Genomic DNA, 21,987 nt, shown 5'->3' with positions numbered 1-21,987 from the left:
CTGTGCGTGCAAGTTTCGAGCCTTGGATTGGGAGGGATCGTCATGGATATCGTCACGCTTGCCGCTTTTGCAGCTGTTTCCTTCGTCGGCATTGCAACGCCGGGCCGACGGTGCTGCTGGCGCTGACCAACTGTTCGCGCCATGGCCTGCGCCGGGCGATTGCCGGCATGATCGGCGCGGTGCTTTCCGATTTCGTGCTGATCGGCGCTGTGGCGATCGGGCTCGGAGCGCTGCTTGCGGCATCGGAATTCTGGTTTTCGATGCTGAAATGGGCCGGTGCCGCTTATCTCGCCTTTCTCGGTATCATGTTGCTGCGCTCGAAGGGCACGATCGATGCGGCGCTGAAGTCCGGGGCGCCTGCGGGCGCGACATCGCCCTTCTCGATCGGTCTGAAGAGTTTCATGGTCGCGGCGACCAACCCGAAGGGCTATCTGTTCTTCTCAGCCTTCCTGCCGCAATTCATCGACCCGACCCTGCCGCAGGCAACGCAATATGCGCTGCTGGCACTGGTTTTTGCCGCGCTCGATTTCCTCATCATGTTTGGCTACGCCTTCTTCGGCTCGCAGGCCGTGCGTTTTCTGAAGACCTCAGGCGCCCTATGGCTGGAGCGGGCTTGCGGCGGGGCGCTGCTGGCGCTTGCCGGGTCGCTCGCCTTCTATCGCCGGGCAACGGTTTGAGTTCAAGGTCGAGCCAGGGACAGGTGACCGACGCGATAGGCCTGCGTCTCGGCGTCGATTTCGGGAGGCTCTCGCCATAGCCTGAAGCGCACCCGCGTCCATGTCGTGGGCTCGAAACCGCAGACGGAGGCGAGTGCCTCGCCCGCCGCAATCTCGGCTTCCGTCTGCGCGCTGTCGGCGCGGCGGATGTCGGCGAGCGGCGCGTAGGGCTGCATTTGCAGGATATCGCGCGTGGCAAATCTGGCCGCGGCGAGATCGGCCGAGACTTCTGCCTGCCACACGATCCAGGTCCTCACCTGCGGCCAGCCGAAGGCGCCGGCGAGCGTATCGAATCCCGGGCTGCAGAGGAAGTCGCTCGCTCCTTCCGGCTTCCGCCAGAGATAGAAGGGCGCATAGAGATTGTCGCGGCTGCCGAACTCTCCCTTGCGGGCGCTGAGATAGGCTTTGAAACCGAGATTGGGAAAGCCGTCGAGTAGCGGACCCTTGTCGCGGATGCGGCGGTCGATGATCGACATGTCGTAATCGGCCGGCAGGGTGAAGCTGTATTGCATGGCGATCATAAGCGTGCCTCCACCTGATGCAGCCATTCGACGATGCTGTCGTTTTCCGCCACCTGGATGCTGATATAGCTGAAGGGGCTGTCATCGGCGGCGCCATGCCAGTGGCGCTCGCCGGGCGCAAACCAGACTGCGTCGCCGGCACGCAATTCTTCGATCGGGCCGCCCTCGTTCTGCGCCAATCCATGACCCGAAAGCACATAGAGTAACTGGCCCTTCGGATGCGTATGCCAGCGGGTGATGGTGCCGGGATCGAGCGTGGCGCGCATGGCCGTGTTCTCGCCGTCGGCGCCGCCTTCGAGCAGTATCTCGACCCAGAAGGGCGCCGTTGCGACGCCCTCCGGCGAGCGGACCGCGGTGCCGGGGCGCCTGACGGTCATTGCCTTCGGGTTCGACGCGCTCATAGCGGGCCTCCGGCCGCTCGCAGCCGCCAATCGGGGTCGGTCATCTGGGCGATGCCGTTGCCGAAGGACCAGTCTTCCGGGGCGCTGGTGCTGATGACGATCATCACGTCTTCGGGCCGCAGACCCGGCGACTGCGCCAGAAGATCGACGAGCCGGCGATAGAGCGCGGCCTTCATCTCCGCTGTTCGCGGTCTGCCTATGGTGATCGAGATGTAGACAAAATCGTCGGAGCGCGGGCCGGCGAGATAGCTGGGGTCGAATATCAGCTCGTTCTCATCGTGCTGATGGATGGCCTGGAAACGGTCGTTTTCGGGCACGTCAAAGGTCTCGATCAAGGCGCGCTGGATGTTGTCGGCGAGCGCGCCGAGATAGTCCTGCGACTTGCCTTTGCGAAGGGAAATTCGAACGAAGGGCATCGGGTTCTCCATGGTTCAGGCCGTTCGCCGGCCTTGACAGTTGAACCATCGCACGGCACGATTATGCTGAAAATCAGAATTTTATGGATTAATGATCCTGAAAAATAGGATTATATGATGCGACGGACGATCTTCGATCTCGATGTGCTTCGCACCTTTTCGACCGGCATGGAACTCGGCAATTTCGCCAAGGCGGCAGAGAAGCTCGGGCGTTCGACCTCGGCGGTCAGCGCCCAGCTGAAGAAACTGGAGGAGCAGGCCGGCACGCCGATCTTCCGCAAGGCAGGACGTGGGCTGGCGCTGACCGATGCCGGCGAGACGATGCTTGCCTATGCCAGGCGGCTGCTGGAACTCAACGACGAGGCGGCGGCCGCTGTCCACGGTGTCGAGCTGGAGGGCTGGGTGAGGCTCGGCCTGCAGGAGGATTTCGGCGAGACCCTTCTGCCGGAGGTACTCGGCCGCTTCGCGCGCGCCCATCCGAAGGTCCGGATCGAGGCGCGGGTGGTTCGCAATGCCGAACTCATCGAACGCGTCACCTCGGGCAAGCTCGATCTGGCGCTTGCCTGGAGCGACGGAATGCTGACGGCGCATTGCGAGCGGATCGGTGACGTGCCGATGTGCTGGATCGGGCCTGCAGAGGGGCCGCCGGCCTGGCACGCCACAAGCGGCGAGCCGATGCCGCTCGCCTCGCTGGAGGCGCCGTGCCTGCTGCGCAGTGCGGCGACCAAAGCACTCGATGAGGCGGGAATCTCGTGGCGGCTGGCTTTCGTCAGCCCCAGCCTCGGTGGTCTCTGGGCGGCGACCGCGGCAGGTCTCGGTCTGACCATTCGCACGCCGATCGGTCTGCCGGCGAAACTGCGGCCGCTTCCGCCCGAGGCGCTCGGCCTGCCCGACTTGCCGAAGCTCGGTCTGGTCCTGCATCGGGCAGAAGCCGAACTGCAGCCGGCCGCGGCGCGGCTCGGCGAGCTCGTGCTGCAGTCGGTGCATGGCGCCCTGCGCGGGTAGGTTGATATCTCGGCATTGACCCCTCGGTTGCATGCCTGTAGCCTTGGACCATTATGAAGATGCTCACTGTCAATATCGCTTCGGTCTTCTTCTTGAGCCGCTGACGGCGGCGCCTGGGGCACGTGTGCCTTCCCGGGCAATGGAAGACGCGACCGCATGCCAGCCTTCGGCTGGCGCTTGGTCGTGGAGCGAAACAACCCTCCGTCCAGGAACCGGCTCTGGAAGGGTTTGCGACAGAGAGATTTCATGACTGACGAACATTATCCGCCGGCGCTGACCGCAGCCGAGATCGAAGGATTCATCGAGAATGGATTCGTCCGGATCGACCATGCTTTTCCCAGTGAGCTGGCCGAAGAGGCACGTGCCATCATGTGGCGCGATATGCCTTGTGTTCCAGACGACCCCTCGACATGGACGCGGCCGGTCGTCTGGCTTGCCGGCTACGGCGGAGGGCCGTTTGCGGCAGCCGCCAATACGCCGATCCTGCATGCGGCCTTCGACCAACTGGTCGGTGTCGGGCGCTGGGTGCCGCGCGACGGGCTTGGCAGCTTCCCGGTACGATTTCCGCATCCCGATGATCCCGGCGATGCCGGTTGGCATGTCGATCTGAGTTTTCCCGGCGACGATTGCGACCCGCACGAACAGCAGGATTTTTCCGCCTGGCGGGTCAACATTACTTCCCGCGGCCGGGCGCTGCTGATGCTGTTTTTGTTTTCCGATGTCGGCGAGGAAGATGCGCCGACACGCATTCGAGTGGGTTCGCACATGGATATGGCGCGCTATCTCGCGCCCGCAGGCGAAGCGGGCCGATCGCGCATGTATCTCGAAACCATGGGTGCAGAGCGTCCGCGCACACTTGCGACGGGGGAGGCGGGCACCGTCTATTTGTGCCATCCTTTCCTCGTCCATGCAGCGCAAATGCATCGCGGTACGCAGCCGCGCTTCATGGCGCAGCCCGGTCTTGCTCCTTTCGAACCTTTTCGGCTCGAACGGGAAGACGGCGCCTATTCGCCGGTCGAGATCGCGATCCGCCGAGCGCTTCAGGAGACGTAGCGGGAACAGATTGCATCCAGCCGTCACAGGCCGGGTGCATTCACCTCCGCGTCTACTGCGGATAACGGGATTGTCCGGCGGTGGTGCCGGCCAGTCTTCGTCCACTCAGCCGTAGCGTTCGAGCGCCATGGCGAAAATATCGGCATCGACGTTGCCGCCCGAGGTGATGGCGACGACCGTGTCGCTTTCCAGCGTCTCGCCGTGGAAGAGAGCGGCGGCGAGCGCCACCGCACCGCCGGGCTCGACGACGATCTTCAGCCTGACGAAAGCGAGCGCCATGGCGCGCAGCGCCTCTTCGTCGGTGACGACGATGCCGGGGCCGGCAAGGCGCTTAAGGATCGGGAAGGTGATGTTGCCCGGCTGCGGCGTGACGATCGCATCGCAGATCGAGCCGGATACCGAGACGTTGCGTTCGATCCTGCCGGAGGCGAGCGAGCGGGTGGTGTCGTCGAAATCCTTCGGCTCGCAGGGGCGGACGCGAAAGCCGGGGGCGCTGGCTTCGAGGGCGAGCGCAATGCCGGAGGTCAACCCGCCGCCGCCACAGGGCACGAGGACTTCGGCCGATGTCACGCCTTCCTCTTCGGCCTGCTCGGAGATTTCGAGACCGGTCGTGCCCTGACCGGCAATGACAAGCGGTTCGTCGAAGGGCTTGATCAGCGTCAGGCCGCGCTCGGCCGAGAGCTTAGCGCCGATCGCGTCGCGGTCCTCGTTGACACGGTCGTAGAGCACCACTTCGGCGCCGAAGGCGCGGGTGTTGGCGATCTTCAGCTTCGGCGCATCGCCCGGCATGATGATGACGGAGGGGACATTGTGCAGCTTGGCTGCAAGCGCAACACCCTGGGCGTGGTTGCCGGAGGAGAAGGCGATGACGCCTTTCGAGCGCACCTCCGGATCGAGGCCGGAGACGGCCGACCAGCCGCCACGAAACTTGAAGGAGCCGGAATGCTGCAGGCATTCGGCCTTGACGAAAAGTCGCCGGCCGGCGATCTCGTTGAGGAAGGGAGACGAGAGAAGCGGCGTGCGTCTCGCATGACCGCGCAGACGGGCACGGGCGGCGACAATCATTTCAATGCTGGCCATTCGGGAATCGTCCTGCTTGCGGGGTTCGTCCATGCATAGGGCGCGGCAAAACAATTGTGAACGGCGACTTTGTCACGGTGACATGAATGGAGGTCGCGGATGCCGCCCGCAGGCAGCCAATCATCAATAACCGTTCGCCGAGCCTTCCGTGGCGCGACTGTCCATGGCGCCGTTGTATCTGGCGCCGCCGCCCTTTTCGATGGCGGCAAGGCTTTTGCCGCCGACGAGGATGCCGGCGGCCGGGCCCCAGACCGGCCCGCCATTGCCGCCATCGAAGCTGTAGCCCATGGCGGCGAGGGTCTTTTCCGTATCGGGCGAAAGCGCATAGGGTTCGAGATAGATTTTATCGGGCTGCCATTGATGGTGGATACGCGGGGCATTGACCGCCTGGCTGATGTCCATACCGAAGTCGACGACATTGAGGATCGCCTCCAGCGTGATCGTGATGATGCGCGAGCCGCCGGGGCTGCCGATCACCATGAAGGGTTTGCCGTCGCGGGTGACGATTGTCGGGCTCATCGAGGAGAGCGGTGTCTTCTTCGGAGCGATGGCGTTCGCCTCGCCCTGAACGAGGCCGTAGAGATTCGGCACGCCGGGCTTGGAGGTGAAATCATCCATCTCGTTGTTGAGCAGCACCCCGGTGCCCGGCGCCACGACGGCCGCTCCGAAGGGGCCGTTCAGCGTATAGGTGACGGCAACGGCGTTGCCCTCGTCGTCGATGATCGAATAATGCGTCGTCTCGGTGCTTTCCTTGCCGCCGAGCGGTTTCATGTTTGCCGACGTGCCGGCCTTGTAGGGATCGATCTTGGCTGCGATTTCTTTGGCGTAGGTTTTGTCGATGAGCTTTGCCACCGGATTGTCGACGAAGTCGGGGTCGCCGAGCGCAGCATTGCGATCGACATAAGCATAGCGCATGGCCTCGACCATCACATGCACGGTGTCGGCTGAACCATAGCCCAGATAGGAAAGCGGATAGCCTTCGAGAACGTTGAGGATCTCGCAGATGATGACGCCGCCGGAGGAAGGCGGCGGCGAGGAGATAATGTCGTAGCCGCGGTAGTTGCACTCGACCGGCTTCAATTCGCGCACGGCATATTGCTCGAAATCCTCCTTGGCAAGAATGCCGCCTCTGGCCTGACTCGCCTTGACGATCGCCTCGGCGGGCGCGGCCTTGTAGAAGGCGTCAGGCCCCTTTTCGGAAATGCCTGCCAGGACCGCGGCAAGGTCGGGCTGCTGGAGCTTTTCGCCCGATGCATATGGAGTGCCGTCGGGTTTCAGGAAGATCTTTGCTGCCGTTTCGTCTTTGGCGAGGCGCTTGGCGCTGCCGGCGAGGCTTGCGGCGTCGCCCTGCTCCAGCGTGAATCCTTCGTTTGCGAAGCGGAGTGCCGGTGCGATGAGATCCTGGCGCGATTTCGTGCCGTATTTCTCGCGCGCGGTTTCGAAGCCCATCACCGAGCCGGGCACGCCGACGGCGAGATAGCCGTCGAGGCTGGCGCGCGGCACGATATCGCCCTTGGCATCGAGATACATGGTCTTGGTGGCGGCCAGCGGCGCGCGTTCGCGAAAATCGAGAAAGGTCTTGGTGCCGTCTTTCAGGCGGATGGTCATGAACCCGCCGCCGCCGAGATTGCCGGCCGAGGGATAGACGACCGCCAGCGCATAACCGACGGCAACGGCTGCATCGACAGCATTGCCGCCGCTCTTCAGCACCTCGACGCCAACATCGGTCGCCAGATGCTGGGCGGTGACGACCATGCCGTGCTCTGCCTCGACAGGGGTGGGCGAGGCGGCGAAGGCCGACGTCAGGCTCAGCGACAGCGCCGCTATGACGGAGATCGTCCCGAGATGCAGACGGCCCATGATTTCCCCTCCTATGGACAATGATGGAAACATATGGGGCTGCGGCAGCCTCAGGCAATGCAAGGGATTGGTTTTATGTGACGAGTTCCGAAGCTCGCGAGGTCATGCGCCGTGCAGGGCCTCTGGCCGCAACGACGGCGCCGTCGCGACCGTCCGATCAGAGGATGCGGCGGCGAGCCTCTCCTCGGCCCGGCGGGCAATTGCCTGCAGGTCGCGCGGTTTGCCTGATATCTTCTCGATGGCGGCGATGGCGACATCGGTTGCGAGATAATCCGGCTTGTGGCCGACGCCGCGAACGGTGATGAGCTCGGAGCCTGCTATGTCGCGGGCCAGGCCGCGCGAATGCAGGTGCTCCCAGACGATCGCGTCGCTATCGCCGGTTATGATGACGGTCGGTGCGGTGATCTGCGCATAGAGCGGCGACTGTTCCTTCACATAGGCGAGCAGCCTTTTGAAATCGGCGGCGTTGTTGTGGAAGGCGCCCGGCCGCAGCACCAGCGACGGACCTGTTTTCTCGATATAATCGACCGGACGCGGATTGGGGCGGAAAACATTCAGCGTGCCGCGTTCCAGCCGGCTCAGCCCGAGCGGCACGACGATCGCGTGGTTGAACAGCCAGCCGACGATCGGTGCGGTGGCGACATGATAGTACCAGTCGATGCCGCCCGGCCAGGGATGGGTGGCGGGTGCGAGAAAGAGCAGGCCGGCGGCCTTTTCGGGATGGCGCAGGCCGAAGGCGGCGGTGATCGCGCCGCCGAAGGAATGGCCGACGATGATAGCTTTTTCGATGCCGCGCTTTTCCATCAGCCTGGCGATCGCATCGGCCTGACCGGAGGGAACGGCATTATCGGGACCGCCGCGTTCGGAATAACCGTGACCGGGACGATCGACGAAGAGCATTTCCGCCCGACCCTCGAGCGCGGCGCGGAAGGCGACGACCTGGTCGAGCAGATTGCCGCTGGCGCCATGAATGAAGACGAGCGCCGGCAGATCGGCATTTTCGGGACGCTCGATATGGACGGCATTCATGCGGTAACCGCCGACATCCGTCAGTTCGCCGATATTCGGATAGGTTCGTTCGAATTGTCGCGCCTTGTAGGAGGAGTAACCGATGGCGGCGGCGAGCGGAGCGAGAAGAGCGGAAACTTCTGCAAGCATGATCTTAACGGGCGATAGTTGCGGCTGTTTTGCCGAGAGCGGACGCACTGCGTCTTTTCCCGTCTACAGTTCTAAATTGCGCGGCTTTGCCGGAGATCAAGATCACGCCCCGAGGATCACGTGCGGTTGCCGGCGAGTTTTTCCGACAGCGTGTTGACCTGTTCCTGCGCGGTGCGTTCGGCGGGATAGACATCGAGGAAACGCTCCCAAGCCTTCAAGGTCAGCTGGTCGTTGCCCGAATTGCTGAGGATCGCCGCCATGCCGGAGAGCGCGCCGAAATGGCGCGGCTCGAGATCGAGCACACGTTCGATGTCGGACATCGACTTGCGATAATTGCCCATGACGAAGTTCAGCGTGGCGCGACGGTTCCAGCTCTCGGCATAATCGGGCTTCAGCGCGATCGCCTCGTCAAGGAAATCAAGGGCGGCGGGATTGCGCTTTTCCTCGATCGCCTTGTCGGCCCACTGCATCAGCAGATTGACGGTGGCGCTACCGGAATCGTTCCATTCCGTGCGAATCTCATTGGCGATGCTGCTGGCCTTGTCGGGGTCGCGCTCGCGTTTCAGCTGGGCAAAGAGCTGGTCGAGGTGCTGCTTCGGTGAAGAATTGACATCCGCCTGCTCGACGATAACGTCCTTTTCCGCCGCAACGGCCGGAAAGCTGGGGATGAAAAAGATGAGCGGCAGCGCCGCTGACGTCAAAGCAAAAAAGCGCATGGCGGACATACTAGCCCGCCAACGCCGAAGATCAAACAAATTTGACGTGATCACCGCAGTGATCCCCCGGATATATTCGCCGGCGCAAGTGGCGCGGCAAGGCGATCCGGACGCGCGAAATCAGCCCTGACGAGCCTTGTAGCGCGGGTTCAGCTTGTTGATGATGTAGATGCGGCCCTTGCGGCGAACCAGACGGTTGTCACGGTGACGAGCCTTGAGCGACTTGAGCGAATTCTTGATCTTCATTTTTCTGATCCGCGATCTCTATGGGGGAATTCACATTCGCCCGTATCTTTAACAATCAAAAGCGCGCCGTCGGGCGCGCTCTTTAGGTGGGGGAGCAGATACCCCGTCACCTCCACCGTGTCAACCACATGACGGTGTTTTTCCCAAGGCGCAGAGGTGTTTTCTCACCTGGAAACCGGGGATTTCGGCGCCAAGGTGGTGACATGGCCCATCTTGCGGCCGGGGCGCCATTCGGTCTTGCCGTAGAGATGAACCAGCGTATCGGGGCGCTGAAGCCAGTCGGGAACGGCAAGGATATCGTCACCGATCAGGTTCTGCAGGACACAGTCGGAATGGCGATCGGCATTGCCGAGCGGCAGGCCGGCGACGGCGCGGATATGCTGTTCGAACTGGCTGACGACGCAGGCCGCCTCCGTCCAATGGCCGGAGTTGTGCACACGCGGCGCCATCTCGTTGGCGATCAGGCCGCCGTCGGCAAGCACGAAGAATTCGATGCCGATGACGCCCACATAGTTCAACGCGGCGAGGATCGTTTCGGCCGATCGGCGTGCGGCTTCCGCTGTCTGCGCGGAGATTGCGGCGGGAACCGTCGAGGTGTGGAGGATGCCGTTGCGGTGGACATTCTCGGCGGGGTCGAAGCAGACGACCGTACCATCCGTGGCGCGGGCGGCAATAATCGAGACTTCGCGCTCGAAGGCGATGAAGCTTTCGAGAATGAGCGGCACGGCGCCGAGCGCGGCATAGGCGCCATCAGCGCTGTCGGCCTCCGAACGGAAAACCTTCTGGCCCTTGCCGTCATAACCGAGACGGCGGGTCTTCAATACACCCTGGCCGCCGAAATCCTGAAGCGCCATTTCGAGATCGGCCTGGCTGTCGATTGCGTGGAAGCGGGCGGTGGATATGCCGCAGCCATTGAGGAAGCGTTTTTCGACGAGGCGGTCCTGAGCGGCTTCCAACGCCTTCGGCGGCGGATAGACGGGCACGCTTGCAGAGAGCGTTTCGGCGGCTGCGACGGGCACGTTTTCGAATTCGTAGGTGACGATATCGCAGGCATGCGCCAGTTCGGCCAGTGCCGCCGGATCGTCATAGGCGGCGACAATCTGCCGGTTGGCGAGCTGGGCGGCCGGGCAGTCGGTCTGCGGCTCGAGAATGATCGTGCGAAAATTCAACCTTGCGGCGGCAATGGCCAGCATGCGGCCGAGCTGGCCGCCGCCGATGATGCCGATCGTTCTTGCCGTCATAGGTCGTCCATCGGGTATTCGGCGACGGCAGCACTCTGGCGCTCGCGCCACTCGTCGAGCCGGTCGGCGATTTCGTCGTCGGCGAGGGCAAGGACAGCGGCGGCAAGAAGGGCGGCGTTGACCGCGCCGGCCTTGCCGATGGCGAGCGTTCCCACCGGAATGCCGGCCGGCATCTGCACGATGGAAAGAAGGCTGTCCTGGCCGGAGAGGGCTTTGGACTGGACCGGCACGCCGAAAACCGGCAGCGGCGTCATCGATGCGGTCATGCCAGGCAGATGGGCTGCGCCGCCGGCGCCGGCGATGATGACCTTGAAGCCTTCCGCCCGTGCGCCCTTGGCAAAATTGACCAGCCGGTCGACTGTGCGGTGCGCCGAAATGATGCGCGCATCATAAGGGATCTCCAGCGCCTCCAGCGTGTCGGCGGCGTTCTTCATGGTCTCCCAGTCGGACTGGCTGCCCATGATGATGGCGACGGACGGTCTGTCTGTCATCGTTGTCGTTACCCCTCTCAAGCGATGATGTCAGGGATGATCTGATCTTCCAGCTTGGAGAGCCTGTCCTTGATGACGAGCTTCTTCTTCTTCATGCGCTGGATCCGCAGAGCATCGCATCCGATCTGGATCATGGCGTTGATCGCGGCGTCGAAATCCTCGTGCTCCTGGCGCAGCCGTGCTACCGTCAGCCTGATTTCCGCCTGTTCCTGATCGGCCATATGCATTCCCCGTTATCGTCCTCGGATCTTGTCCGATCTGCCGATGATTTCCGCAAGCTCCTATCACCAAATACAGGTAACGGCTAGTTAGTCTTGATCATGAAATTGCCATCCAGTCTTCATCTTTTGGCCTTCGACAAGCCGTCAAAAATATGTCACAGTCCCCGCCGTTGACACCTTGATCCCCGACGCTGATGGCCGGGGAGGGTAAGAGGAAGGAAGGGTCAAATGACAGTTGAAGCTCATCTTGAATCACTCCAGAAAAAACATGTCGCTCTCGAGGAAGAGTTGCACACGCTCAGAACAGCTCCCTCTATCTCCGATACGGAAATTGCCGAATGCAAGCGCCGCAAGTTGCGCATCAAGGACGAGATTCAGCGTCTCAAGTCATCCGTCCACTGATCTTCCCAAGGGTCGCCGGTCGATCGTCTTGCGAAAGAAAAGGTAAATCCATCCATTCCGCCTAAAATCAGCAAGAACCGGTGATTTCACACCAGATTTGCGCCAGCCCGATGCCTGCAGCATCGCGGTTGGCGCTTTTGCGATAGGGATGTGCGTAAATCAAGGACCTGAAGCGCAACGATCTGAAGCGCAAGGAGCTAATCTGAAAGATCGCGACGCGCTTTAGCCGGGCAGGCCTTAAGCCCAGAACTGATCCAGCCATAAATTGAGGGCGTCGAAACCGCGGTTGTTGACCGTATAGATGCGTTTCGTGCCTTCCGATGTCACCGAGACGAGGTTGCTGTCGAGCAGCGCCTTCAGGTGCTGCGAAACAGCGGGGCGGCTGATCGGCAGGCCCTCGGCGAGTTCGTTGACCGTCCGTGGTGCGCGGCGCAACTCCTCCAGCAGAAAACGCCGGTTCGGATCGGCAATCGCAGAGAAAGGGTCCGTGTTCGACATAACGGGAACGCTACGTCAAACCGGCCGCCGCAGCAAGGAAATTGTGCAATGCAGCGTGCTGGAGCCCTTACCAGCCAAGGCCCTCGCGCACGATCAGCAACGCAGCGATCAGGGCCATCGCATACATGAACGGATAGAAGATCGCCGGTCTCATGCGGCGCACGCACCAGGCGCCGGCGAGGGTGGCGAGCGGAGCGAAGGGCAGAAGCGTCGCGGAGGTCGCAAGATTCTGGGTATCGAGCTGGCCGAGCGCGAAATAGGGGATCAGCTTGATGGCGTTGAGGATCGCAAAGAAGCGCACGCTGGTGCCGGTATATTCGCGCGGCTGCAGTTTCAGCGGCAGGGCATAGATCTGAAAGGGCGCGCCGCCCGCATGCGCGACGAAGCTGCCGTAACCGGAAAACGTGCCCCAGAGGCCGGCGGCCACCGGTCGCTGGCCGCGCGGCGGGACTATCTTGTCGGCGCCCGGGCCGTAATTGTTCCAGAAATAGCGCAGGCAGAAGAGGATGGTCACCGCGCCGATGACGATGCGCAGCACATTGCCCGGAACGAGTGCCGAGGTCGCCCAGCCCAGCGCGATGCCGAAGACGGCGCCCGGCAGCATGATCTTCAGCGTCGCCCAGTCGCCGTGCTTGCGCCAGATGACGAGCGAGATCATGTCCATGAAGACCAGGATCGGCAGAAGGATCGCCGCCGCCTCGACCGGCGAGACGACGAGGGCGAGGAAGGGCAGGCCGATCAGCGACAAAGCGTCGCCCATGCCGCCCTTTGCGAGGCCCACCAGCAGAACGGCAGGCACGGCGGCGTAGTAGAATGACAAATCCTGCGGCATGCTTTCGACGTCCTCCTCTTGCAAGCCTCGTCTAACGGAACTACTCACACAAAACGAGTGCGGCTCCCTCATTTCGAGGGGAAATTCGCAGGAAACGGAAAGACCTCATGACCGAACCGGAAAACCGCTGCCGCCTTGTGCTCATCGCACCGGATATTGCCGATGCCGATCAACAGACGAGGATTGTCGCCGACGCGCTGAAGGGCGGCGATGTCGCCTCGGTGATCGTGCCGCAATATGGGCTCGACGACGGCACCTTCCAGAAACATGCGGAGAAGCTGGTGCCGCTGATCCAGGATGCCGGAGCGGCGGCGCTGATATCAGGCGACAGCCGTGTTGCAGGCCGGGCGAAGGCCGATGGCCTGCATCTTTCCGGCAATGCGGAGGCGCTTTCGGAGGCGATCGATAAACACGCGCCGAAACTGATCGTCGGCGGCGGCAACGCGGCCGACCGTCACAAAGCGCTCGAGATCGGCGAAGTCAGGCCGGACTATATCTTCTTCGGCAAGCTCGACGGCGATATCAAGCCCGAGGCGCATCCGAAGAACCTTGCGCTCGGCGAATGGTGGGCCTCGATGATCGAGATTCCCTGCATCGTCATGGGCGGCACCGATCCGGCCTCGGCGCTTGCCGTCGCCGAGACCGGAGCGGAGTTCGTGGCGCTGCGGCTGGCGGTCTTCGGCGAGCCCGCCCGGGCGCCATCTATCGTCGCCGAAATCAACGCGTTGCTTGACGAAAAAGCGCCACGGTTTGAGGATTGAAATCGCGCTCATGCCGATCCAGACCGCCCGCCTGTTGAAATTTGCCCTTGCCAGCATGGCCGCCCTCTTCGCGGCCGGGCCGGATATCGCCTTGGCGCAAGCAACCGATAGCGTCATAAACCAGCCAAGCTCCGGGCCGACCTCGACTTTCCGCACCGACCGGCCTTCCGGCCCGGTCGTGCGGCCCTCCGATGGTGTCGGCGTGTTCGACCGCATGGGTGCGAAGCTGCCGGATCTGCCGCCGGAAAAGGATTACAAGGGACCTGTCGACGAGGCTTACGGCGCCTTCCAGCGCGGTTACTACCTGACGGCAATGGACAAGGCGCTGCCGCGCGCCCAACTCGGCGATGCCGCGGCGCAGACGCTGATCGGCGAGATTCTCTCGCAAGGTCTCGGCGTCAAGAAAGACGTGAAAAATGCGGCCTTCTGGTACGGCAAGGCGGCCGAAGGCGGCGATGCGGCGGCAATGTTCAAATATGCGCTGATGCTGATGGAAGGCGAGGGCGTGCCGCGCGACAAAGCCAAGGCCGACGACTTCATGCACAAGGCGGCCGAGGCCGGCAATCCTTCGGCGGAATTCAACTGGGCGCAACTCCTCGTCGCCGACAATCCCGGCGAGAAGGGACTGAAGCTCGCGCTGCCATTCTACGAGAAATCGGCCGAGCAGGGCATTGCCGATTCGCAATATGCCGTGGCGCAGATCTATGCGACGCTGAAGGACTTGCCGGAAGAAAAGAAGCAGCTCGCCCGCGAGTGGATGGCGCGCGCTGCGCGCGCCGGTTTCGACACGGCCCAGCTCGATCTCGGCATCTGGCTCGTCAATGGCGTCGGCGGGCCGAGGGACTACGTCAAGGGCTTCGAATGGCTGAAACTTGCCGCCAATGGCGGCAATGTCGCAGCGCAGAACAAGCTCGCCCATCTCTATATCAACGCCATCGGCACGCCGCCCGACCCGGTCGAGGCGGCGAAATGGTATGTGCTGTCGCGCCGGGCCGGGCTTGCCGATCCGTCGCTCGAGGATTTCTACCTGGGCATTGAGGACGACCAACAGAAGGCGGCAATCGAGGCCGCCAACAAGTTCCGGCGGCGATAGCCGCCGCGCGTTCTCATCGAGCGCTTTTAAAAAAGCGCGTCGGCGAAAAGGTCCTCGTCGTTTTCGGGTTTGGCGGTCTCGACAGGGGCGGGGGCGCTGTCGTCGTTTGCCGGGAAGATGTCGCGATGAATGTTGCGCTCCTGGACCATTGTGTAGGCCTTGAAGATCTTGCGGTCGAGCGGTGCGATTGCCTCGGCGAGATCCGAGATATCGGCGACCTCGGTGCCGGCGGCGCTTTCGAGCAGATCGGCGCAACGGGCAAAGACCTCACCGAGATCGCGCTGAAAATCGAGTTTGCCGATCAGCAGGCTGATCTTGGTGGCGACCTCACGACCGTTCTCGGCGAGCACCTTCAGCTCGTTTTCCATCATGTTGGCCGCGGAGCGGATGTTGCCGACGGCCGACGTCAGGCTTTCTCCAAGGCCGCCGGCCCCGACATCGGTGGCGGGGGCGACGCACCCGGCTGCGGCTTCGAGCGCCGGCAGGCCGGTGACGATGGCGTCGGCGGATTCGTCGAGCTTGCCGGCGAAGATGCGCAGCTCGGCGGTGACGACGTTGATCGACCTGCCTTCCTCGCCGAGGCGGCTGCAGCGCAGGTTGGTGTTCAAGGCCATGTAATGAATGTCGGTTTTGACGGCGCGGATGTTGGCGATCGATTCGGAAAGTTTGGCGGCCGTCCCTGATGTCGACTGGCTCACCTGGTCGGCCTGCCGGCTTGCCGTGTCGACTTGCTGGACGATTTCGTGGGCGGCCGAAACGCTGGATTCCAGCGCCCGCATGAAATTGCCGCCGGCTTCGCCGCTCTCACCGCTCATCCGGTCGCGCAGCTTGAGGATCTCCCGCATGTCGTGATCGAAACTGGCGATCGTCGTGACGACATTTTCCGAATCCCGCTGAAAATTGGCGCACATATCGCTCATCTGCGCTGCGGTCAGATGGTGGATGACGTTCTGCAGGCGCTTGCGGGCACCGGCATCGAGCTTTGCGCCGTCTTCGCCGGCAAAGAATTCCTCAAGCAGCGAAAGGGTGGCCTGCACATGCTCGATGCGCTGGCGGGTAATATCGCCGATCTGCAGGGCAGACAGCGTCGAGGCAGCCTTGCTCTGGACGCCGCGGGCAATCGCACCGACCTCGCGGGCGACGACGCCGAGATTCTTGCGGTGTTGGGCGATCTTGGCGGCATCGTCGCGCAGGGCGGCAGCGACGGCCGGAACGGTATCGGCATAGCCCTTGGAGACGCTGGCGCCGAAGGAGGCGGCGAGTTTGACCTCCTTGTCGAGGCTATCGAGATGCGTGGCGAACCGGTTGACCTCATCGGTGCCGGAATAGATTCGTTCCAGAATCTCCTGGGCGAAGCCGGCGAATTCAGGAAGGCCGGCGCCGGTGATCTTCACGGTGACGGCGAAGGTTCTGAGATAACGCATCGTCTCCTGCATGTCGGAGACGTACTTGCGTAGCTCCCTGCCGGTCTGCGCCAGCGAGACGAGTGCCTGCTGACGATTTTCTTCGATGACGGGCAGCGCCGTCAGGCTCTCCACCGTGGCACGGAGGTCGGCACCGGTATCGCTCGACTCTCCATTGTCCAGCGCCGCGGTGACGCCCTCGAGAGAATTCAGCAGGCGGTTGAGGACATCCATCACCGAGAGCAGCACCGTGCCACCTTCGAGAAAACGTTCCTCGACCCGGCTGCGGGCGGATTCCAGGGTCCGGCCGATGTCCCGTCCGGATGTGTAGGCTGCAGCGTTCGGCGATACCAGAGCGTGTGCCAACATTTGTACCTTTTCTTAAAACATAGGCTAATCTGACTCTATTTCTACGGGCAGGATGGAAACGTCCGGTAAACGCGCCGGACTCGTCAGCGTTGTGATTAACGAAAGATGTGGATGGGGCGCCGTGCCGGATCCGCCAAGGGTTAATTTTGCTTAACTTGTTGCTTTTATTTTATTTATTTCTAAATTCTGAGAGAATAATACAACTTATTCCCCATGAGAATTGGGAGTCTCGAGACTCGTTATACGGTAGTTTCATACAACCGCTGTTTACCCTGCATTAACGCTGCCGTGAGAGTCCTTTCAAGGTCATCAAGTATTTCTCTGGCCGGGGAGGCTGCGTTGGATACTCCTAAACAATATCACGAATCTATAAATTTGCCGGACGTGCTGAGTATTCGCTCAGTATCCGAACTATATTTAAAGTTTTCTGATGCATTTCAGGGTCGCGATACAATCGTTATCGACATTCCCGAAAGTGCGGAAGCGGATCTGAGTTTCGTTCAACTCATAGAGTCATCGCGCCGCCAAGCAAAATCTGACGGGAAGACATTCAAGCTTTCTACACCTGCTCGCGGCTCGGTCCTGAAGGTACTTGAGCGCGCAGGTTTCATCGAATCCTTCGATCAAGAAGATGCCAAGTTCTGGTTGCATAAAGAGGTAGCGTTATGAGTGCAAATATCCTGACTGTTGATGATTCCGCCAGCATCCGCCTGACCACCAAGGTCACGCTGTCGAATGCCGGTTACAGCGTCACCGAGGCCGCCGACGGGGCGGAAGGCCTCGCGAAGGCCAAGAGCAGCAGCTTCGATCTGATCGTGACCGATCTCAACATGCCGGTCATGGACGGGCTGACGATGATCGAGGAACTGCGGAAGCTGCCCGGGCAGGCCGGTGTTCCGATCATCTTCCTGACGACGGAATCCGACGCCGATCTCAAGGCTCGCGCCAAGGCAGCGGGTGCAACGGGCTGGCTGACCAAGCCCTTCGACCCGGAAAATCTGGTGAAGATCGTCAAAAAGGTCCTCGGAAGATGAGTACGCTCGATCCGGTCGCCGTATTCCGCATGGAAGCAGCCGAATGCCTCGAAGCGATCGAGGCCGGTCTTCTCGATCTGACCCACGATCTCGGCAACAAGGACCTCGTCGATGCCGTGTTCCGCGGGCTGCACACGCTCAAGGGCTCCGGCGCGATGTTCGGCTTCGAGGCGCTCGCAGCCTTCACTCATCATTGCGAAACGGCTTTCGACCGCGTCCGCAAGGGAGAGGTCGCGGCGACGAGCGAACTGGTCGCCGCCGTTCTCGCCACCCAGGACCACATGCGCGCCCTCGTCGACCAGCCGGATGCCGATCATGGCGATACCGGCCAGAAACTTCTGGCGCAGTTGCAGGCCGCCGTCGGCGGCAAGGCGCCCGCTCCAGCGTTGGCAGCTGTTTCCGCACCCGCGGTCGTGCGCGAAGCCCCGGCAAAGAAAAAGAACAGCTGGCGCATCCGCTTCAGCCTGCCGGCCAATTCGATGGCCAACGGCACCAATCCGCTCGGCCTGCTGGACGAGCTGCGCGACCTCGGCGAATGCACCGTGCGCGCCAATACATCAGCCATTCCGCCTCTCGACGAGCTCACTCCGACGGAACTCCACATTACCTGGGATGTGACGCTGACCAGCGAGCAGGACCGCTCGGCGATCGACGACGTCTTCATCTTCGTGCTCGACGATATGGAAATCAGTGTCGAGGAGATCGGCTGCGCGGCAGGGGCAACCGCCGCTCCGGTCGAAGTAAAGCCGACACCTGTTCCCATCGCCGCCGTATCAGCCGTGCCGGTTCCGCTGGCTGCCGTCCCGCAGTTTCGTCCCGTCGAGGCGGTTCCGGCCAGGCGCGAGGCGTCCGCGCCGGCCAGCCAGGCGAAGTCGGCCGAGAATGTCCGCGTTCCGGCCGAGCGTCTCGACGAACTGATGGACCGTGTCGGCGAGCTTGTCATCGCGCAATCGCGCCTCAGTCAGCTTGCCAGCGCCAGCGCCGATATCGCGCTGCGCTCCGTTTCGGAAGAAATCGAGCGCCTCTCCGGTGAATTGCGCGACACGATGATGGTGCTGCGCATGGTGCCGGTGGCAACCCTCTTCTCCCGCTTCCGCCGCCTCGTCCACGATCTCGCCCGTGAGACCGGCAAGGTGATCGAACTGGTGATGGAGGGGGAGACCACCGAAGTCGACAAGACGGTCATCGAGCGGCTGGCCGATCCGCTGGTGCATCTGGTGCGCAACTCAATCGATCATGGCCTCGAGATGCCTGGCGACCGTCTTGCCGCCGGCAAGACCGAAGCCGGCACCGTGACGCTTTCGGCCCGCCAGGCCGGCGGCGAGGTTATTATCTCGATCAAGGACGACGGTCGCGGCATCGATCGCGAACGTGTTCGCGCCAAGGCGGAATCTTCCGGTCTCATCCATCCCGGCCAGCCTCTTTCCGATTCCGAGCTGCTGCAGCTGATCTTCGCCCCCGGTTTCTCGACGGCTGCGGCGATCACCAATCTGTCCGGCCGCGGCGTCGGTATGGACGTGGTCAAGAAGACGGTCGAAGAGCTTCGCGGCGCGATCGACATCGTCAGCGTGCCGGGACAGGGTTCGGAAGTGTCGCTGCGCATCCCGCTGACGCTTGCCATCATCGACGGGCTGCTCGTGCGTGTCGGTTCCGGCCGCTACGTCATCCCGCTCTCGGCGGTCGAGGAATGCCTCGAATTGTCGCTGGAAGAGGATCTGCGCTCGCGCGGCCGCAGCTTCATCTCGCTGCGTGACAGCCTGGTGCCGTTCCTTCGCCTGCGCGACCTCTTCCGCACTGGCACCAAGCCCGACGTGCACCAGAAGGTCGTCGTCATCTCCACGGGCACGGAGCGTGTCGGCCTCGTCGTCGACCAGATCATCGGCGACCACCAGACGGTCATCAAGTCGATGTCGAAACTGCACAACGACGTCGCGACCTTTTCGGGCGCCACCATTCTCGGCGACGGCAGCGTCGCCCTCATTCTCGACGTCGGGCACCTGGTTGCCGCGGGTCAGCAGCAGGAGGCGCAATTGCGGGTAGCAGGATGAGTGCAAAAGCAGCAACAGTCGAACGATTCGACAACCATTGGAGCCATGCCGAGGAAGTCGAGGTGCTGACCTTCGATCTCAACGGCGAGACTTTCGCGCTGGAAGCGGTCATCGTCCAGGAAATCCTGGACCTGCTTCCGGAGACCGCGGTGCCGGGAAGCCAGCCTTTCGTCGCCAGCGTCATCAACTTCCGCGGCAAGGTCATTCCGCTGGCCGACCTGCGTCTTGCCTTCGGGATGGAGGCGGCGGAGGCCACGATCGACAGCCGCTTCATCGTCATCGAGATCGATCTACAGGGCGAGCGGACGCTCGTCGGGCTCAGAACCGACAAGGTGAACGAGGTAACGACGCTGGCAAAATCCGCGAGCGAGGCACCGCCGAGCGTCGGCATGCGCTGGCGCGCCGACTACATCAACTGCCTGGTGAAGAGGGGCGGAGAGTTCATCATTCTCCCCAATCTGCACGCAATTTTTTCATCCAGGCACAAAGCGGCGGGAGCCGTGACCTGACGCTGGACGAATTCAAAATGGGGGTTTGACGATGCGACTGACAATCAAGACGAAACTGGTGACCGCGTTCACCTTCATCATTCTGATGCTCGTGGGCACTGCCGCTTACGGTGTTTTCAGCCTTGGATCGCTGAACGACACCATCGACAGGCTTCTCGCCGGCCCGGCGGCCCGCCTCGATCTCGCGCAGCAGATCAATATTGCCCAGCTTGAGGCGATCCGCCAGCAGAAGAACCTGCTTACGGCGCGCAGCGCAGACGAAACGACCCGCGCGATCACGAAGGGCGACCAGGCGCGCAAGGACTTCGCCAGTGCGTTCAGCCAGGTGCTGGCGCTGGCAACGGAAGAAGGCAAGTCGCGCTGGGCGCGCATTGCCGAACTTTCCAAGACCTTCGATGCTGCCGACGATCAGATCCGCGATTTCGTGAAGGCCGGTAATGCCGAAGGCGCAAACACCATTTCCGTCACGACCGCGCGGGCGGCTGCCAACGACATCGACGCGACGCTCAGCGAAATCCTGGCGCTTGAAAAGCAGCGCATGAAGGCTGCCGACGATGGCGCCCAGAACCAGTACGAGACGACGCGCACGACGATGGTTGCGGTCGCCGCCGCCGCCCTGCTGATCGCTGCTCTCACCGCTTTCTGGATCGCTAACACGATCAGCAAGGGGCTTGGCCGCGCCAACACCGTGGTTCGCGAAGTCTCCGAAGGCGATCTGACGAAGATGGCCGAGATCACCAGCCACGACGAAATCGGCGAGCTTCTGGGCAACGTCAACACCATGATCGAACGCCTGCGCGGTGTTGTTGCCGACGCCTTGTCGGCCGCCGACAATGTCTCTTCCGGCAGCCAGCAGCTTTCTGCAAGTTCGGAACAGGTATCCCAGGGCGCGACCGAACAGGCAGCCTCCGCTGAAGAGGCTTCCGCTTCGATGGAGCAGATGGCCGCCAACATCAAGCAGAATGCCGACAATGCCGCCCAGACGGAGAAGATCGCCCGGCAGTCGGCCAAGGATGCCGAAATCAGCGGCGAGGCTGTGACGCGTGCTGTCGATGCCATGCGCACGATCGCCCAGAAGATCGGTATCGTCCAGGAAATCGCCCGCCAGACGGACCTGCTGGCGCTGAATGCGGCTGTCGAAGCGGCGCGTGCCGGCGAACACGGCAAGGGCTTTGCGGTGGTCGCTTCGGAAGTGCGCAAGCTTGCTGAACGCAGCCAGTCGGCCGCCGCCGAAATCAGCTCGATGTCGGGTGATACGGTCAAGGCCGCCCAGGACGCCGGCGACATGCTCGGCCGGCTGGTGCCCGACATCCGCAAGACGGCCGAGCTGGTCTCCGAAATCAGCGCTGCCTGCCGCGAACAGGATATCGGCGCCTCGCAGATCAACGAAGCGATCCAGCAGCTCGACAAGGTGACGCAGCAGAATGCCGGCGCCTCCGAACAGATGTCGGCAACCTCCGAGGAACTCGCCGCCCAGGCCGAAGAGCTGCAGGCCTCGATTGCCTTCTTCAAGGTCGATACGGCAGGCAGCACGCGGCCCGTCGCTCACATGGTGCAGCCAAAAACTGCGGCTAAGGGGCTCAGGGCCCCGGCCGTTGCCCGCAAACCGGCGCCGCAGGGCCGCGGCCAGACGGTTTCGGCTCAGCAGCAGCGTCTCAAGGGCTTTGCTCTCGACATGTCGATGGGCGGCCCTGACGCTGGTGACGACGATTTCAGGGAGAGCGCATAATGCTCCGCGGCTGAGGTGCTCGACCGCTTTCTCCCTCATGGGGACGGGACGTCTTTCTCCGATCCCGTTTGCAACCGTCGCGGGCCGGCCAGCCTGGCCCGCGACATAGACTTCCGGCTCGGGGGAGCCGGCACTGAAGTATATTTACTTCCTTCCGCGGCATGTTTTCGCCTACCGGAATTTA

At 62.4% G+C, this 21,987-nt stretch carries 24 protein-coding genes and 1 pseudogene; 11 read left to right on the top strand and 14 right to left on the bottom strand.

Translation table 11 applies throughout. From position 1 onward, the window contains the following. Nucleotides 1-42 precede the first annotated feature (42 nt). A pseudogene (locus tag RHEC894_RS18295) lies at nt 43-677 on the top strand (LysE family translocator). Between the two features lie 2 nt (nt 678-679). Here the strand turns inward: RHEC894_RS18295 and RHEC894_RS18290 are convergent. The 3 genes from RHEC894_RS18290 to RHEC894_RS18280 are packed head-to-tail and all read right to left on the bottom strand — an operon-like array spanning nt 680 to nt 2,054. Then, the gene (locus tag RHEC894_RS18290) at nt 680-1,237 is read right to left on the bottom strand and encodes a DUF4865 family protein (RefSeq protein WP_085738333.1); all 558 of its coding nucleotides are present in this window, start codon (nt 1,235-1,237) and stop codon (nt 680-682) included. Then, on the bottom strand, nt 1,234-1,638 hold the full coding sequence (locus tag RHEC894_RS18285) for a cupin domain-containing protein (RefSeq protein WP_085738332.1): 405 nt from the start codon (nt 1,636-1,638) through the stop codon (nt 1,234-1,236). Before RHEC894_RS18285 ends, RHEC894_RS18290 begins: the two co-directional genes overlap by 4 nt. Further along, nucleotides 1,635-2,054, bottom strand: coding sequence for a tautomerase family protein (locus RHEC894_RS18280; RefSeq protein ID WP_085738331.1), 420 nt, complete (start codon nt 2,052-2,054; stop codon nt 1,635-1,637). The genes RHEC894_RS18285 and RHEC894_RS18280 overlap by 4 nt, the downstream gene beginning before the upstream one ends. Nucleotides 2,055-2,171: 117 nt before the next feature. Between RHEC894_RS18280 and RHEC894_RS18275 the strand changes: the two genes are divergently transcribed. Next, nucleotides 2,172-3,059, top strand: coding sequence for a LysR substrate-binding domain-containing protein (locus tag RHEC894_RS18275; protein WP_085739041.1), 888 nt, complete (start codon nt 2,172-2,174; stop codon nt 3,057-3,059). Nucleotides 3,060-3,305: 246 nt separating this feature from the next. Continuing rightward, complete coding sequence (locus tag RHEC894_RS18270) at nt 3,306-4,112, top strand: phytanoyl-CoA dioxygenase family protein (RefSeq protein WP_085738330.1); 807 nt, start codon at nt 3,306-3,308, stop codon at nt 4,110-4,112. A gap of 105 nt (nt 4,113-4,217) precedes the next feature. Here RHEC894_RS18270 and RHEC894_RS18265 read toward each other — a convergent pair whose 3' ends face one another. The 8 genes from RHEC894_RS18265 to RHEC894_RS18230 all read right to left on the bottom strand — a co-directional run bounded on the left by RHEC894_RS18265 (nt 4,218) and on the right by RHEC894_RS18230 (nt 11,125). Beyond that, a complete protein-coding gene (locus tag RHEC894_RS18265; protein WP_085738329.1) occupies nt 4,218-5,192 on the bottom strand; it encodes a threonine/serine dehydratase in 975 nt (324 codons plus the stop codon). 123 nt (nt 5,193-5,315) lie between these two features. Continuing rightward, entirely contained in the window at nt 5,316-7,052 is a 1,737-nt protein-coding gene (gene ggt / locus RHEC894_RS18260; RefSeq protein ID WP_085738328.1) for a gamma-glutamyltransferase, read from the bottom strand. A gap of 102 nt (nt 7,053-7,154) precedes the next feature. Next, nucleotides 7,155-8,210, bottom strand: a complete 1,056-nt coding sequence (locus tag RHEC894_RS18255; protein WP_085739040.1) for an alpha/beta hydrolase — start codon at nt 8,208-8,210, stop codon at nt 7,155-7,157. A gap of 116 nt (nt 8,211-8,326) precedes the next feature. Then, on the bottom strand, nt 8,327-8,935 hold the full coding sequence (locus RHEC894_RS18250) for a hypothetical protein (protein ID WP_085738327.1): 609 nt from the start codon (nt 8,933-8,935) through the stop codon (nt 8,327-8,329). A gap of 111 nt (nt 8,936-9,046) precedes the next feature. Next, nucleotides 9,047-9,172, bottom strand: coding sequence for a type B 50S ribosomal protein L36 (gene ykgO, locus RHEC894_RS18245; RefSeq protein WP_003582204.1), 126 nt, complete (start codon nt 9,170-9,172; stop codon nt 9,047-9,049). A 164-nt stretch (nt 9,173-9,336) separates the two neighbouring features. Then, a complete protein-coding gene (locus RHEC894_RS18240) occupies nt 9,337-10,413 on the bottom strand; it encodes a 5-(carboxyamino)imidazole ribonucleotide synthase (protein WP_085738326.1) in 1,077 nt (358 codons plus the stop codon). Next, entirely contained in the window at nt 10,410-10,904 is a 495-nt protein-coding gene (gene purE / locus RHEC894_RS18235) for a 5-(carboxyamino)imidazole ribonucleotide mutase (RefSeq protein ID WP_085738325.1), read from the bottom strand. The genes RHEC894_RS18240 and purE overlap by 4 nt, the downstream gene beginning before the upstream one ends. Before the next feature lie 17 nt (nt 10,905-10,921). Next, on the bottom strand, nt 10,922-11,125 hold the full coding sequence (locus RHEC894_RS18230) for a YdcH family protein (RefSeq protein WP_003566445.1): 204 nt from the start codon (nt 11,123-11,125) through the stop codon (nt 10,922-10,924). Nucleotides 11,126-11,353: 228 nt separating this feature from the next. On the opposite strand from RHEC894_RS18230, the gene RHEC894_RS18225 reads away from it, so the two are divergent. Further along, on the top strand, nt 11,354-11,527 hold the full coding sequence (locus RHEC894_RS18225) for a DUF465 domain-containing protein (protein WP_085738324.1): 174 nt from the start codon (nt 11,354-11,356) through the stop codon (nt 11,525-11,527). 237 nt (nt 11,528-11,764) lie between these two features. Here the strand turns inward: RHEC894_RS18225 and RHEC894_RS18220 are convergent, their stop codons facing one another. After that, complete coding sequence (locus tag RHEC894_RS18220; RefSeq protein ID WP_085738323.1) at nt 11,765-12,025, bottom strand: metalloregulator ArsR/SmtB family transcription factor; 261 nt, start codon at nt 12,023-12,025, stop codon at nt 11,765-11,767. Nucleotides 12,026-12,092: 67 nt separating this feature from the next. Then, complete coding sequence (locus RHEC894_RS18215; RefSeq protein ID WP_085739039.1) at nt 12,093-12,857, bottom strand: sulfite exporter TauE/SafE family protein; 765 nt, start codon at nt 12,855-12,857, stop codon at nt 12,093-12,095. A 107-nt stretch (nt 12,858-12,964) separates the two neighbouring features. Here RHEC894_RS18215 and RHEC894_RS18210 point away from each other — a divergent pair, with 107 nt between their 5' ends. Further along, nucleotides 12,965-13,618: a thiamine phosphate synthase gene (locus RHEC894_RS18210; protein ID WP_085738322.1), complete on the top strand. Its 654-nt coding sequence runs from the start codon at nt 12,965-12,967 to the stop codon at nt 13,616-13,618. A 10-nt stretch (nt 13,619-13,628) separates the two neighbouring features. Then, entirely contained in the window at nt 13,629-14,711 is a 1,083-nt protein-coding gene (locus tag RHEC894_RS18205) for a tetratricopeptide repeat protein (protein WP_085738321.1), read from the top strand. Between the two features lie 26 nt (nt 14,712-14,737). On the opposite strand, the gene RHEC894_RS18200 is transcribed toward RHEC894_RS18205, so the two are convergent. Beyond that, the gene (locus RHEC894_RS18200; RefSeq protein ID WP_206427927.1) at nt 14,738-16,480 is read right to left on the bottom strand and encodes a chemotaxis protein; all 1,743 of its coding nucleotides are present in this window, start codon (nt 16,478-16,480) and stop codon (nt 14,738-14,740) included. A 342-nt stretch (nt 16,481-16,822) separates the two neighbouring features. Between RHEC894_RS18200 and RHEC894_RS18195 the strand changes: the two genes are divergently transcribed. The 5 genes from RHEC894_RS18195 to RHEC894_RS18175 are packed head-to-tail and all read left to right on the top strand — an operon-like array spanning nt 16,823 to nt 21,803. Then, nucleotides 16,823-17,152 carry an STAS domain-containing protein gene (locus RHEC894_RS18195; RefSeq protein ID WP_085738319.1) on the top strand — a complete coding sequence of 110 codons (330 nt, stop codon included), beginning with the start codon at nt 16,823-16,825 and terminating at the stop codon, nt 17,150-17,152. Then, nucleotides 17,149-17,517, top strand: a complete 369-nt coding sequence (locus tag RHEC894_RS18190) for a response regulator (protein ID WP_010067413.1) — start codon at nt 17,149-17,151, stop codon at nt 17,515-17,517. The genes RHEC894_RS18195 and RHEC894_RS18190 overlap by 4 nt, the downstream gene beginning before the upstream one ends. Then, complete coding sequence (locus RHEC894_RS18185) at nt 17,514-19,565, top strand: chemotaxis protein CheA (RefSeq protein WP_085738318.1); 2,052 nt, start codon at nt 17,514-17,516, stop codon at nt 19,563-19,565. Before RHEC894_RS18190 ends, RHEC894_RS18185 begins: the two co-directional genes overlap by 4 nt. After that, a complete protein-coding gene (locus RHEC894_RS18180; RefSeq protein ID WP_010066657.1) occupies nt 19,562-20,074 on the top strand; it encodes a chemotaxis protein CheW in 513 nt (170 codons plus the stop codon). The genes RHEC894_RS18185 and RHEC894_RS18180 overlap by 4 nt, the downstream gene beginning before the upstream one ends. 31 nt (nt 20,075-20,105) lie before the next feature. Continuing rightward, complete coding sequence (locus tag RHEC894_RS18175; protein WP_085738317.1) at nt 20,106-21,803, top strand: methyl-accepting chemotaxis protein; 1,698 nt, start codon at nt 20,106-20,108, stop codon at nt 21,801-21,803. Nucleotides 21,804-21,987: the final 184 nt, after the last annotated feature.

The organism is Rhizobium sp. CIAT894 (assembly GCF_000172795.2).
Classification (GTDB): Bacteria; Pseudomonadota; Alphaproteobacteria; order Rhizobiales; family Rhizobiaceae; genus Rhizobium.
The sequence above is the reverse complement of the archived record's forward strand: the minus strand, read 5'-3'. Positions and strand labels throughout refer to the sequence as shown.